Genomic DNA, 12,993 nt, shown 5'->3' with positions numbered 1-12,993 from the left:
GTCTTAACAATTTCTTGGCATAAAAGCCAAACGGATTTTCTTAAAATTGCACTAGCTAACCAACTGCACTATGATTCAAATTAAAGATTTACACAAATCTTACCATATGGGAAGTAATTCTCTTCACGTATTAAAAGGAATTAATTTTGATGTAAAAGAAGGTGACTTGGTTTCTATAATGGGATCTTCAGGATCAGGAAAATCTACATTACTAAATATTTTAGGAATGTTAGATGAAGCAGATGAAGGACAATACATTCTTGATGGTGTACCTATTAAAAACCTTAATGAGAAAATTGCAGCGCGTTACAGAAATGAATTTTTAGGTTTTATTTTTCAATCCTTTAATTTAATTAATTATAAGTCAGCAGCAGATAATGTTGCTTTGCCTTTATACTACAAGGGAGTTTCTAGGAAAGAGCGAATAGAAAAAGCAGAACACTATTTAGAAAAAGTTGGTTTAGCAGATTGGTCACATCATTTACCTAGTGAGCTTTCAGGTGGACAAAAACAACGTGTAGCTATAGCAAGAGCATTAGCAAGTGAGCCTAAAGTGTTATTAGCAGATGAGCCAACAGGTGCATTGGATACTACGACATCTTATGAAGTTATGGAGTTGATTCAAGGCATAAATGATGAAGGTAAAACTATACTAGTTGTAACTCATGAGGATGATATTGCACATATGACAAAGCGTATAGTTAATCTTAAGGATGGTTTAATTATAGATGACAGTAGAGTAGAACAAGTAATAGCAAAAAAGCAGCATGTTTAACGTAGAGCGTTGGCAGGAAATATTTGAAACATTAAGAAAGAATAAGTTAAGAACTTTTTTAACAGGACTTTCGGTTGCTTCTGGTATTTTTATATTGGTTATTTTATTGGGCTTCAGTTCTGGCATAGAAAACGGAGTAACTTCAGAATTTCAGCAAGATGCCACCAACGAAATTAGTATTAGAACAAGACGAACCACTAAGGGTTATAAAGGCCTAAATCCAGGACGCTATATTCAGCTTAAAGATGAGGATTTTAATAATCTTTCTTCAACTTATGATGAAAATTTAGAATATCGATCGGCCAGTTATAGTATTTGGGGAGGGCAAATAGCATATAAAAATGAGACTGGTAATTATAGGGTTAGAGGTGTAATGCCAGATGAGCAATTTATTGAAAATGCAGACATGACTATTGGTCGATTCCTTAATTACTCTGATATTAATGATGGCAAAAAAGTTGCTGTTATAGGTAATAAGGTTAAGACAGATTTATTTAAAGGTGAAGATCCAATAGATAAAAATATTGCCATTTGGGGAATTAACTTCAAAGTAATAGGCGTTTATACTGATCCAGGAGGAGAACGAGAAGAAAGTAATGTCTTTTTGCCTTTAACAACCGTACAAAGATCTTTTAATGGTGGTGATAATATAAGAGACATGTCATTTACAGTAAAGATGTCCGAAAATTTCCAAGAGGCTGTAGATTTATCAAAGAATTTGTCATTTGCAATAGAAACTGACTTAAAACAAAAACATATTGTAGCACCAGACGATGTGGCTGCTATTAGAGTTAATAATACACTTGAGGAGGCGAAAAAAATATACTCACTAATTGATACAATCAAAGCTGTATTTTGGTTTATAGGAATAGGCACAATAATAGCTGGTGTTGTTGGTGTTGGTAACATAATGATTATAATTGTGAAGGAGAGAACAAAAGAAATAGGAATTAGAAAAGCATTAGGTGCAGAGCCATTTTCAATTATTGCAATGATACTTCAAGAGGCTGTATTTGTAACTATGTTCTCTGGTTTGTTTGGACTGATTTTGGGCTTAGGATTATTAGAATTAGTTGGTCCACAAGTGGATAGTCCATTTATTAAATTCCCTCAAGTTGATTTTAAAACAGCTATAATCACTGTATTTATATTAGTTGCAGCAGGTGCTTTTGCCGGTTTTCTCCCTGCATATCGTGCTGCAAAGATAAAACCTATTGTAGCTTTAAGAGACGAATAAGATGTTTAATAAAGACCGTTGGACAGAAATACTAGAAGCATTAAATGCAAATAAAGTAAGAACTTTTCTTACTGCGTTTGGTGTGTTTTGGGGTATAACAATTTTGGTACTTTTATTAGCACTTACCAACGGTTTAAGAAATGGTGTAACAGCGGATTTTGGTGACTTTGCAACTAATTCTATGTTTATGTGGACCCAAGGTACCTCAAAAGCATATAAGGGTTTACCTAAATCTAGACGATTCAATTACAAGTTCGATGATGTTGCAGCTATTAAGGCAGATATACCAGAAATAAAGTATGTTTCACCTAGAAATCAATTAGGTGGATATAATGGCGCTAATAATGTAGTAAGAGAGACAAAAACTGGTGCTTTTCAAATCTATGGGGATTATCCAGAGTTTATCAAGCAAAAACCAATGGATATTATAGAAGGTCGTTTTATAAGTTATTCAGATATTGATTCGAGACGTAAGATATGTGTTATCGGACCAGATGTAGTTAAGGGTTTGTATGATAAAAATGAAGATGTGATAGGTACATATATAAAGATTAACGGTGTTAATTTTATGGTAGCTGGCACTTTTAAGATAACCAACAGTCAAGGAGATTCTGAAGAAGAAGCAAATACAATTTTTATCCCTTTTACAACCTTTAATCAGGCCTTTAATTTTGGAGACACCGTTGGATGGATGGCAATTACTGCAAATGACAGAATAAGTATCACGGATGTTAAAGATCGTATTTTTGCTTTAATGCGAAACCGCCATACTATTCACCCAGAAGACGAAAGAGCTATTGGTCATTTTGACTTGTCGGAGCAATTTGGTCGAGTTAATGGACTTTTTGATATTTTATCAATAGTAGGCTATTTTGTTGGTGCTTTAGTCTTAATGTCGGGTATTATTGGTATAAGTAATATCATGTTAATTGTTGTAAAGGAACGCACAAAAGAAATAGGTGTAAGACGAGCTTTAGGCGCTACTCCTTGGACAATTAAAGGTCAGATTTTACAAGAAAGTTTAATATTAACCATTTTATCTGGTATGGTAGGTATTTCTTTTGCCGCATTATCTATTTGGGGAATGAATGCAATATTAGATAGTGTAGGGCCAGTTGAAAATTTCGCAAATCCAAGTGTAAGTATGTCTGTGGTATTTACAGCATTAATCATATTAGTAGTTTCTGGTTTGTTAGCAGGTTTAATACCAGCTAATAGCGCAACAAAAATGAAACCTGTAGACGCATTAAGAATAGACTAAAAAATAATAAGTATCAATCATAAAATGAAAAGAACAACAACCGTCATCGTATTAATTTTAATAGTAGTCATCTTTGGTAGTGCTCTGTACTATTTATGGGCAAAAAACCAAGAAGATCCAATTAGTTATGCTACTGAGAATGCATCGACTGAAACTATAGTTCTAAAAACAGTGGCTACAGGAAGTATAGTACCTAAAGAAGAAGTTCTTATAAAGCCTAATATTTCAGGTGTAATAGAAGAGGTTTATATAGAAGCTGGTGAATATGTTAAACAGGGAGATTTAATAGCTCAGATTAGAGTAATTCCTAATGTATCTTCATTAACTAGTGCAAAAAATAACATTGCGTCTAATTCAAATGCGCTCCAAACTGCTGAGATAAATTTTAAAACTCAGAAAACAATTTTTGATCGTCAAAAAGAATTATTTGAGAAAGGTGTTATAGCTGCGAATGAATTTGACCAAGTAAATAATACGTATTTACAGGCAAAACAACGGGTAGAGCAGGCGAGAATTGATGTAACGCAATCACGTCAAAATTACGATATTATAAAAACAGGTACTACTTCTGGCTTAGGCAATATTGCTCAGACTCAGGTTAGAGCGACTGTAGCTGGTATGGTACTAGATGTACCTGTAAAAGCTGGAAACCAAGTTATTGAAGCGAATAATTTTAATGAAGGAACTTCGATAGCATCGCTAGCTGATGTTAAGAAAATGATTTTTGAGGGCAAGGTAGATGAGAGTGAGGTTGGTAAAATTAAAGAAGGCTTACCTCTAGAAATTACAGTAGGTGCGATTGAGAATCAAAAATTTGATGCCATTTTAGATTATATAGCTCCAAAAGGTGTTGCAGAAAATGGAGCAATTCAATTCGAAATTAAAGGGACATTAGCTAAGATCGAATCTACATTTATAAGAGCTGGTCTTAGTGCCAATGCTTCAATTATTTTAGATAAGGTAGAAAATGTGTTAGCTATTAAAGAAGCATTAGTTCAATATGACTCTGAAACAAAAAAACCTTTTGTTGAAGTTTCTGTTGGTGATCAAAAGTTTGAAAGAAGAGATATTGAGTTAGGACTTAGTAATGGTATCTTTGTAGAGGTAAAAAAAGGTATTTCTGAATCTGACGAAATTAAAGTTTGGAACCAATTGCAAGGTGTACCAAAATACGCACAACAATAATTTTAACATTTATTGTAACACTTTAAGATTTATATAGACAAATAGACATCATGAAAAAATCAATCATAATCATAATATTACTTCTAGGAGTATTTGGGCAGTCTCAAAATAAAAAATGGACATTAAAAGAATGTGTCATTTATGCTTTAGAAAATAATATCTCAGTTAAGCAAAGTGAATTAAATTTAAAGTCAACTGATATAGAGAAACTTACTGCAATTGGTCGTTTTTTACCAACAATAAATGCTGGTGGTAATGTATCTAATAATACAGGTTTGAGTTTTGATCCAACTACAGGGAATTCATCAACTACAACTTTTTTATCTTCATCAGGTAATATAAATGTAGGTTATAATTTATTTGATGGTTTACAAAACATTAGACAAGTACAGCGCGCTAAAATATCTAAAATGGCAGCTGACTATAGATTGTCTAAAATGAAAGATGATATTTCACTTTTTGTGGCAAATGGATATATAAATGTCATATTAAATAAAGCAAACTTAGAAGTCTTAATTGCACAGAACGCCGTTACACAAGAGCAGATAGAAAGAACTAATCAATTAGTAGAAGCGGGTTCATTACCACGAGGTGATTTATTAGAAATCCAAGCTACAGATGCTAGTGAAAAACAGTCTATTGTTAATGCTGAGAATACAATTCAAATTTCATTAATCAGTTTAGCCCAACTTTTATTGATAAAAGATTACGAAAATTTTGATATACAAGATGAAGGATATGATATAGTAGACGAAGGTATTTCTAACAAATCAGTAGCAGAAATCATAGAAAATGCTAAGGCAAATAGATCAGAGATTAAGATAGCTGAGCAAGATGTAGAATTAGCAGAGAAAGATGTTCAAATAGCTAAAGGATCATATTGGCCCACTTTAAGAGCTTTTTTAGGTTATGATACGCGTTATACGGATGCTAACCCTATATCTTTTGGTGATCAGATCTACCTAAACGATGGTATAGGATACGGATTAAGTCTTAATATTCCAATATTAAATGGCTTTCAAACAAGGGCTAATGTTCAACGAAATAAAATTAATTTAGAAAGAACTAAGTTTCAATTGGAGCAAACGGAATTAGATTTAGAGTCAACCGTTTATCAGGCTTATGTAGATGCAAAGGGGTCTCTAAAGTCTTTTGAAGCAGCAAATAAAGCGTTAGAGTCTCAGGAATTAGCTTATGATTATGCAAAGGAGCGTTATGACGTAGGATTAACAAATGCCTTTGATTTTAGTCAATCAAAATTAAGATTTGATAATGCGAAAATTGAATTGAATAGAGCGAAATACGATTACATATTTAAATTAAAGGTTCTCGAATTATATTTTGGAATTCCTGCAACTGAATTAAAGTTTTAATTATGAGCAAAACAGTGAAAATTATTATCGGCGTAGTTGTCTTAATCCTATTATTACTAGTAGGCGGAAAGTCAATGGGATTGTTTGGTAAAAAAGGAAACTTTAAAGAAGTAACAATAAAAGAAGTTACTTTAAAAGACATTGTAGAGACAGTATCTGCAACAGGTAAAATTCAACCAGAAGTAGAAGTAAAAATATCTTCGGAGGTTTCAGGAGAGATTTTAGAATTACCATTTAAAGAAGGTCAAGAAGTAAAGAAGGGAGATTTGCTAGTGAGAGTAAACCCTGACTTAATTCAATCTGCTGTAAGCCGATCTCAAGCGTCATATCAAAATGTAAGAGCTGGTTTAGAGCAGGCAGAAGCCAATCTAAAACAAGCTAAGGCCGATTATGATAGAAGTAAAACCTTATTTGAAAAAGGTGTTATATCAAAAGCAGATTGGGATAGAGCTATTGCTACCTTTGAAACAGCTGAAGCAGGTAAAAGCTCAGCCTATTATAGTGTTCAAAGTGCGGCTGCAACAGTTAATGAGGCAAAGGACAATTTAACAAGAACAACAATATATGCACCAATGAGTGGCACAATATCAATGCTTAATGTTGAGCTTGGCGAACGTGTAGTTGGTACACAGCAAATGGCAGGTACAGAAATCCTTCGTGTTGCTAATTTAAATAATATGGAAGTTGAAGTCGATGTCAATGAAAACGACATTGTAAAGGTTAGCATTGGAGATTCTACAATTGTTGAAGTTGATGCATATTTAAAGAAGGAGTTTAAAGGAGTTGTTACCGAAATAGCTAATTCTGCAGCAGGTAATTTAGCAGCAGATCAGGTAACTAACTTTAAGGTAAAGGTTAGAATTTTAGAGGAGTCTTATAGAGATTTAACTGAGGGTAAGCCTGACACGTATTCACCTTTTAGACCTGGTATGACGGCTACTGTCGATGTTATAACAAAAACCCGAAAAGACGCAATATCAGTACCTATAAGTGCAATAGTTATTAAGACTGATACGAGTTCTACGAAAAAACCTTTTGGTAAAAAAGTAGATTTTAATGAAGACGCTCCCAAGGAAGAAGAAAAATTTGAATGTGTTTTTGTTAATAGTAATGGAAAAGCTAAGCTAAAAGTCGTTAAAACAGGAATACAAGATGATTCTAGCATAGAAATTATTTCTGGCTTAAGTAAAGACGATAAAATCATAACAGGTCCTTATAATATGGTTTCAAAAACTTTGAATCCAGGCGATTTAATTGAAGAAAAGAACAAAAAGCAAGATACTTCTGAAGAAAAAGAAGATTAGCCTAATTTTATATTTATGGCATTAGTGCTAAACATAGAAACAGCAACTACAAATTGTTCAGTCTCCCTATCTAAAGATGGGGAGACTTTAGTTTTAAAAGAAGATAATAGTGCAGGTTATTCTCATGCAGAGACTTTACATGTTTTTATAGATTATATTTTTAAGACAGTAAAAATAAGTCCTTCAGAAATTGATGCAATAGCAGTTAGTAAAGGCCCTGGTTCTTATACTGGTTTGAGAATAGGGGTGTCTTCAGCGAAAGGTTTAAGTTTTGCTCTAAATAAACCCTTAATGGCTATTAATACATTAGAGATATTAGCACAACAATTAAATATCAATAATGGGTTTATTGTCCCAATGTTAGATGCACGACGCATGGAAGTTTATTCCGCTATTTACAATGATAATTTTGATTTGCATAGAGAAATACAAGCGGAAGTGCTAGATGAAGGCAGTTTTAATAAAATTTTACAAAAGGATAAAGTATATTTTATTGGTAGTGGTGTGGAAAAAACAAAAACATTAATAACACACCCTAATGCTATTTTCATTGACGGAAAATTACCATCAGCAAATGAGATGTCTATTCTTTCAGAATTGAAATATAAAAAAAGCGACATCGAAGATGTCGCCTATTTTGAACCTTATTATTTAAAAGACTTTATTGCCTTAAAAAAGAAATCCTAACCTTTTTTTTGTATTTCTACTTGATGAGGATAAGGTATTTCTATACCAGCTGCATCTAAAGCTTCTTTTACATTTTCTGTTACGTCAAAATAAACATCCCAATAGTCATCACCATTACACCAAGGTCTTACAGCAAAATTTACAGAACTATCTGCTAATTCCATAACAGTAACTGCTGGAGCTGGATCTTTTAATACTTTTGGATGTGATGATAAAACATTAATTAAAACATCCTTTGTTTTCTTAATATCAGCGTCATAACTTACTCCAAAAACAAGATCAACACGTCTAGTTCCTTCAGAAGTATAATTAATAATGTTTCCATTAGATAAAGCACCATTAGGTAGAATAATTTCTCTATTAGTTAAGCCAGTTAATTTGGTTGTGAAAATTTCAATTTCTTTTACAACACCAAGTTCACCCTGAGCTTCAATAAGATCGCCAATCTTTATTGGCTTAAAGATCATAATAAGTACTCCGCCTGCAAAATTTCCTAGTGAGCCTTGTAAGGCTAGCCCAACAGCTAAACCGGCTGCCGCAAGTATTGCCGCAAAAGAAGTTGTTTCTATACCTACAGTTCCTAATACGACTAGTATTAATACTATTTTAAAAACCCATCTTATTAGGTTTAGTAAGAATTTTTTTAGGCTCTCATCATAATTAGCCTTAGTCATTACCTTCTTAATAGCCTTTAGAATTGTTTTGATAATCCAGCCACCTATAATCCATATCAGAATTGCAGCTATTAATTTTGGTCCAAAGTCAACGATTAAGTTGTAACCTTCGTCAATCCATTTTTGTGTATCCATGTTGGTTTAATTAATTTAAATAAAAAAACTCGGTTAGTTACCGAGTTTTTCTGAGGTTATTATTATTTTACTTCGAAAGTCAATTTTAGGTTAACTCTAAATTCAGTTACACTATCTTCATTAACAATAGCACTTTGGCTTTGTACATATACTGAACGTATGTTCTTAACTGTTTTCGAAGCTTCTTTAACCGCTTTTTTTGTAGCGTCTTCCCAGCTTTTTTCTGAATTTGATAATACTTCAATAACTTTTAATACTGCCATTTCGATTTTAATTTATAATGTTATATACTTTAGAAACTTTAAAAGTGAAAAAGTCACTTATAAAACTAATAAAATTTTAGCATTATATTTCAGAGTAACAGTAATAGCTTTTTTTTAAAGTGTACTTAAGTATTTTATAGTCTTCATTAAGTCAGCCTCTTTTTTAAGGTTTATTTTATTCTTTTTTATAAAAGTTTTAAGATCTCCTGCTTGTTCCGGGAAAGCTTTTAAAAACGTTTTTTTCTTTTGAGATATTGGCGTTATTTTTCCGTTTATCTCTGCATAATAAGAGTCATCTTCTCTTTTGAAGCTCGCTGCTTTATCTTGCTGATAAGAAGAAACAGCAGGAACCTTGTCATAATATTTAATATACTCTCTTTTTAGGACAGCATATTTATCTGAACTGTTTATTACAACTAAGAATCCATTTTTTGCAGTGCCATTATCTGTTATATAACTCGCAGTTTTATACGTTTTATTTTCACCAGTAAAGGTTACTGAATAATCTGCTTTATTATCTAAAGCTACAATCTTTCCATCTGGCAATCTAACTTCCATTTCGTCATTATACGCATTGTAACGACCTGTAAAAACCTGATCTTTAAATTGTGCAATTTTTATAGTGCTAAAAGCTTCAGAAATATAAGGTGAACCGTCAGCTATAATTTTTTTACTGGCTGATTTAGACATTAATCCACGTTCAGATGCTATATCTACGTTTACATTTTGCGCAAAAATATTACCTGCGAATCCTAATATGGTTAAACAAATTGCAATTTTTTTCATTTGGTGTATCATTTTTGTTTTTTTTTAAATAGTCTCTAAAATCGTGCCGAAATTTAATTTTGAGATTTTTTTGATAGCTGTTTTCTTACGAATCAAAAATATATATATAAAGAATAATATTTAAAATATTTTTAAGAATTAACTAATCATTAACGGAACTAACTGTAATATTATTATCGTTCAGCATTTCTCTAAGCATATTTTCAATACCGTTTTTTAGAGTAAATGTAGATGAAGGACAGCCACTGCATGCTCCTTGTAATAAAACTTCTACCTTCTTTGTTTTTTTATCATAGGATTTAAACTCTATATTACCGCCATCACTGGCTACCGCAGGTTTTACGTATTCTTCTAAAATATTAACGATATTCTTGGAGATATCGTCGAGAGCTTCGAATTTTTGTTCAATAGCCTCTTCAGTTTTATTTAGCTGTTTTGGTGCATCATCATTCAAAATAATTTTGCCTTCTTCTACATAGGATTTTATAAACTCTCGCAGTTGTAATGTGATTTCCTCCCATTCTATAACATCAAATTTTGTTATTGAAATAAAATTTTTCTCGATATAGATATTTTTCACAAAGGGAAATTGAAATAAGGCAGTTGCTAAAGGGGATGGCTTTGCGTCTTCAATAGATGTAAATTCATATGGGTTAGGTGATAAAACCTTGTTGCATACAAACTTTAAAGCGCCAGGATTAGGAGTGCTTTCTGCATACACCGTAACTGCTGCTTTAGGTGTTGTGGCTTCTTCCGCTACAATGATTCCATCACTGGCTAAATAGTTCTCAATTTGCTCAGCAACTTCATCTTGCACGTCTTTCCACTCAACAATATTAAAACGTTCAATAGCAATGAAATTCGATGCTATGTAAACTTTTTTCACAAAAGGTAAATAAAATAATTGTTGCGCTAAAGGCGAATGTTTGGCTTCATCAATATTATTAAACTCAAAACTATTATGATTTGTTAAAAACCGATCAGCTTCGAATTTTAAAATGGCATCATTAGAGGTCGACGATATGGAAACTTTAGTCATTGAAATCTTTTTTTTGCAAAAATAAGAAATATCAAGATTAAACGTTAATCCTTTTAATTATGTTTTGTAACTAAATTCCTAAGCAAATTCATATATTTTGATTAAATTTCGTGCTCGTTTAATGTAAATAGACTGTTAAAGTTTTGGGGATTATTCCTTCATGTTTTTGAGTTATTGCACTGAGTCTAACTAAACAAAACTAGAAACCTAATGATAATTCATAAAGAGCTAGTTGTAAATTAATTGATGAAAAAGTTAATCTATATTGTCGCTATAATATCATTTTCCTTTGGGTTTTCCCAAGATTTATCAATGCAAGATGGAGTCTTCACACGCTGTGCCCCAGACAAGTTTTTTGATTCAGGAGGAGAATTTGGTAATTATTCAAATGATGAAAATTTTAGTACTACAATTTGTGCTCAAAACGCAAACGAGTTTATAATTTTAGATTTTTCTCTTTTCAGTACCCAGTTGAATCAGGATGTAATGACTATTTATGATGGTGATGATAATACAGCACCTATTCTTGGGTCATTTTCAGGTCCAAGCGCTCCTGGAAGTATATCAGCAACAATAGCAAATATGTCTGGTTGTTTAACAATTGAATTCTTTTCAAATGCATCTGCAAATACTGTTGGTTGGGAAGCAGACATTTTATGTGCTGCACCATGTCAAAATATCGTGGCGTCAATTGACAATACTAATCCAATAGCAAATGGTTCAGGAGTGATTGGTATTTTGCCGGGAGAAACTGTACAGTTTGCAGGTAGTGCTACTTTCTCAGATAATGGCACAAATGCTACTTACGATTGGGATTTTGGGGATACAAATAATGCGACAGGCACCAATGTTTCTAATACTTTTTTAAACCCAGGTACATACACTGTGAGGTTATCGGTCAGTGATGATAATCCTCAAGGCTGTTTTGATGTAGAAACTATAACTGTTATTGTACTAGGTGATAATGTAGTTGTTGATCAAAACGCATTTACACCAGAACAGCTGATAGAAGATGTTTTAGTTAATAGTCCCTGTGCATCAGTATCAAATATTATATCATCAACTGGAACAAATTTCTCACCAACAGAACCAAATGGAATTGGCTATTTTTTTAGTAATGGTATAAACTTCCCATTTGAAGATGGATTATTATTAACTTCTGGTGATGCAGGTAGAGCTGGTGGACCAAATGTTTTTTTAGGTGATGGAACTGTAGGTGTTTGGCCTGGGGATCCAGACTTAAATGCTGCTACAGGAATTAATTCTAACAATGCTACATTCATTCAATTTGATTTTACACCATTAGCAGATAATATAAGTTTTGAATTTTTAATGGCTTCTGAAGAATATGATATGGGTGGCTTTGAATGCACTTTTTCTGATGCATTTGCATTTTTATTAACAGACTCTAATGGTGTAACAACGAATTTGGCAGTACTTCCTGGTACCAACACACCAATTTTAGTGACTAACATACATCCAGATAATGGTGCTGCATGTGGTGCGGCCAATCCTGAATTTTTTGGTGAATATACGCCAGCGAATGGACCTCCAATATCTTTTGATGGCAGAACAACAGTCTTTACAGCGCAATCTCCTGTAATACCTGGAGAGGACTATACTATAAAACTCGTAATAGCTGATGATGGTGATGGAAATTTTGATTCTGGTGTTTTTCTTAAAGCAGGTAGTTTTGATTTAGGAGGAGATTTAGGCGATGATATAACTATTGCTGCCGGAACAGCTGAGTGCGGTGGCAATTCTATAACACTTGATACAGGAATACCAACAGCAGGACATACGTGGTACTTTGAAGGTGTTGAGATTGTTGGAGAAACAGATTCGACTATTGATGTTAATGTTGGTGGTAACTACTCTGTTGATGTTGTTTTTGCAGGTGTATGTCAATCTACAGACACTATATTAGTTGAATTTAGAGAAAGTCCTTCAGCTAATCCTGCACAAGATTTATTAGCTTGCAGTGCAACAGGCACATCACAGTTTGATTTATCCGAAAATGATGATGATATTTTGGGAACACAAAATGCTACTGATTTTATTATTACATACCATCTTACAGAACAGGATGCTATTGATAATGTCGGTGTATTGCCAACTAATTATACTAACACAGTAAATCCTCAGGTTATATGGGCTCGTATGGCAGATGTTACGCAAACATGTTTTGATACGGTTTCATTTAGTTTATCTGCATCTACTCAACCGGACATTAATTTAGTATTAGATTTAGAGGTTTGTGATGATGTGAGTAAT

At 32.9% G+C, this 12,993-nt stretch carries 12 protein-coding genes; 8 read left to right on the top strand and 4 right to left on the bottom strand.

What is annotated here, in order from left to right; genetic code table 11:
• The first annotated feature begins 70 nt into the window (after window positions 1-70).
• From ACFWU4_RS00060 to tsaB, 7 genes are read left to right on the top strand one after another with little or no spacing between them, the layout of a single operon-like run.
• A complete protein-coding gene (locus ACFWU4_RS00060) occupies window positions 71-775 on the top strand; it encodes an ABC transporter ATP-binding protein (RefSeq protein ID WP_411123630.1) in 705 nt (234 codons plus the stop codon).
• Window positions 768-2,012, top strand: coding sequence for an ABC transporter permease (locus ACFWU4_RS00055; RefSeq protein ID WP_411123628.1), 1,245 nt, complete (start codon window positions 768-770; stop codon window positions 2,010-2,012). The genes ACFWU4_RS00060 and ACFWU4_RS00055 overlap by 8 nt, the downstream gene beginning before the upstream one ends.
• A gap of 1 nt (window position 2,013) precedes the next feature.
• Complete coding sequence (locus ACFWU4_RS00050) at window positions 2,014-3,273, top strand: ABC transporter permease (RefSeq protein WP_411123626.1); 1,260 nt, start codon at window positions 2,014-2,016, stop codon at window positions 3,271-3,273.
• 24 nt (window positions 3,274-3,297) lie between these two features.
• Window positions 3,298-4,458, top strand: a complete 1,161-nt coding sequence (locus ACFWU4_RS00045; protein ID WP_411123624.1) for an efflux RND transporter periplasmic adaptor subunit — start codon at window positions 3,298-3,300, stop codon at window positions 4,456-4,458.
• A gap of 50 nt (window positions 4,459-4,508) precedes the next feature.
• Complete coding sequence (locus tag ACFWU4_RS00040; protein WP_411123622.1) at window positions 4,509-5,831, top strand: TolC family protein; 1,323 nt, start codon at window positions 4,509-4,511, stop codon at window positions 5,829-5,831.
• A gap of 2 nt (window positions 5,832-5,833) precedes the next feature.
• Window positions 5,834-7,135: an efflux RND transporter periplasmic adaptor subunit gene (locus ACFWU4_RS00035; RefSeq protein ID WP_411123620.1), complete on the top strand. Its 1,302-nt coding sequence runs from the start codon at window positions 5,834-5,836 to the stop codon at window positions 7,133-7,135.
• Between the two features lie 15 nt (window positions 7,136-7,150).
• A complete protein-coding gene (gene tsaB / locus ACFWU4_RS00030; protein WP_411123618.1) occupies window positions 7,151-7,822 on the top strand; it encodes a tRNA (adenosine(37)-N6)-threonylcarbamoyltransferase complex dimerization subunit type 1 TsaB in 672 nt (223 codons plus the stop codon).
• Here the strand turns inward: tsaB and ACFWU4_RS00025 are convergent.
• From ACFWU4_RS00025 to ACFWU4_RS00010, 4 genes are all read right to left on the bottom strand, one after another.
• Window positions 7,819-8,631, bottom strand: coding sequence for a mechanosensitive ion channel family protein (locus ACFWU4_RS00025; RefSeq protein ID WP_411123616.1), 813 nt, complete (start codon window positions 8,629-8,631; stop codon window positions 7,819-7,821). The two genes, tsaB and ACFWU4_RS00025, sit on opposite strands and share 4 nt — an antisense overlap.
• A 62-nt stretch (window positions 8,632-8,693) precedes the next feature.
• Window positions 8,694-8,894 carry a dodecin family protein gene (locus ACFWU4_RS00020; RefSeq protein ID WP_411123614.1) on the bottom strand — a complete coding sequence of 67 codons (201 nt, stop codon included), beginning with the start codon at window positions 8,892-8,894 and terminating at the stop codon, window positions 8,694-8,696.
• 114 nt (window positions 8,895-9,008) lie between these two features.
• Window positions 9,009-9,680 carry a hypothetical protein gene (locus ACFWU4_RS00015; RefSeq protein WP_411123612.1) on the bottom strand — a complete coding sequence of 224 codons (672 nt, stop codon included), beginning with the start codon at window positions 9,678-9,680 and terminating at the stop codon, window positions 9,009-9,011.
• 142 nt (window positions 9,681-9,822) lie between these two features.
• Window positions 9,823-10,725, bottom strand: coding sequence for a NifU family protein (locus ACFWU4_RS00010; RefSeq protein WP_411127192.1), 903 nt, complete (start codon window positions 10,723-10,725; stop codon window positions 9,823-9,825).
• Between the two features lie 240 nt (window positions 10,726-10,965).
• Here ACFWU4_RS00010 and ACFWU4_RS00005 point away from each other — a divergent pair.
• A partial coding sequence (locus ACFWU4_RS00005) for a choice-of-anchor L domain-containing protein (protein ID WP_411123610.1) occupies window positions 10,966-12,993 on the top strand: 2,028 nt, incomplete at its 3' end.

The sequence above is a fragment of the Winogradskyella sp. PE311 genome (assembly GCF_046545555.1).
Taxonomy (GTDB): Bacteria; Bacteroidota; Bacteroidia; order Flavobacteriales; family Flavobacteriaceae; genus Winogradskyella.
This window is presented reverse-complemented; position numbering and strand designations above follow the sequence as displayed.